This is a genomic window from Streptomyces spiramenti, assembly GCF_012034385.1.
In the GTDB taxonomy this organism is placed as follows: Bacteria; Actinomycetota; Actinomycetes; order Streptomycetales; family Streptomycetaceae; genus Streptomyces; species Streptomyces spiramenti.
The window spans coordinates 1-1,316 of record NZ_JAAVJB010000453.1 but is presented as its reverse complement, the minus strand read 5'-3'; the positions used below and the strand labels follow the sequence as shown (position 1 = coordinate 1,316).

The following is a 1,316-nucleotide window of genomic DNA, read 5'->3' as shown; positions in this document are numbered from 1 at the left end:
GACCCGCAGGCCCGCCGCGCGCCACGGCCCCGCACCGCGCGGTGCGGGGCCGTGGCGCGCGGCGGGCCTGCGGGTCGGCCGTGGCGCGCGTCACCTCGGCCGAGCTGCGGTGACGCAGCTCTCACCCCGCCGGGCGGCCCGCCACGAGAATGATCCAGGCCCGTCATGGCGAGGCAATCTTCGCTTAACACCCGTCCGGCAGAGTTCTGGTTGTCGGCGTCAAGGACTTCCGGAGCGGCTCCCGGACCTCCCATGGACGCCAGAACGGCGGCAGCGACCCGATCGCCGTTCCCGCGGGGACCGTCGTCGTCCCGCCTCCGGCCTCGGCCGGGGGTGCGACGGTCCCCGCGCAGACTTTCCCCGCGCCACCGTGACCCTCCCTGGTCCGGTGGCGTTCGGGCGTGGACCGCTGGACCGCTGGACCGCTGGACCGCTGGACCGCTGGACCGCTGGACCGCTGGACCGGTGGGCCGGTGCCGGTGTGCGGACCGTTCGCGCCGCGTCGGGGCCGCGGCCGGGAAGCGCCCGCGCGCGGACCGGAACACCGCCGCGCGGCGTGGCCGTCGCGTATAAAGACACGATGACCACCGAGCATGCCCCTGCCAGCGGCCGTCCCACCCTGGAACAGGTCGCCCGGGTCGCCGGGGTGTCGCGGGCGACGGTCTCCCGGGTGGTCAACGGCGAGGCCACCGTCGACCCCCGACTCCGGGAACTGGTCGAACAGGCCGTCACCGCGACCCGCTACGTCCCCAACCGTGCCGCCCGTTCGCTGGTCACCGGCCGCACCGACTCCGTCGCCCTGGTCGTCTCCGAGCCCGACCCGGCCCCCGACGCGCCACGCGCCGGTGGCGCCGGAGTGCCGCCCGGCAAGGCGGGAGCCCTGGCGGACCCGGTCTTCGGGCGCACCGTGACCGGCCTGCTGCGGGTGTTCGGGCCGCGAGGCGTGCAACTGCCCGTCAGCCACGCGGGGGACGAGGACGCCCGGTCCCGGCTGCTCGGCTACCTGGGACAGGGCCATGCCGACGGCGTCGTGCTGCTCCCCGCCCGGTCCGGTGATCCGCTGGTGGAGCGACTGGCACGCGGGCCGCTCCCGCTGGTGCTGGTCGGTCGCCCCGCCGGCGCGGTGTCCGTCCCGTACGTGGCGCTGGACCAGCGGGCCGGTGGGGTTCTCGCCGCCGAGCACCTGCTGGGCCTCGGGTGCTCGCGTCCCGCAGTGCTGACCGGGCCGCCGACCGGCTCCGGCGCCGACCCGGCCCACCGTGAGCGGGGCGCCGGGTTCCGCGACACGGTCGCCGACCACGGGGCCGGGGAGGCGC

At 77.1% G+C, this 1,316-nt stretch carries 1 protein-coding gene; it reads left to right on the top strand.

Features of this window, described 5'->3' with window-relative positions; all coding sequences use genetic code 11:
* Window positions 1-580: 580 nt before the first annotated feature.
* A partial coding sequence (locus tag HCJ92_RS24105; protein WP_167935716.1) for a LacI family DNA-binding transcriptional regulator occupies window positions 581-1,316 on the top strand: 736 nt, incomplete at its 3' end.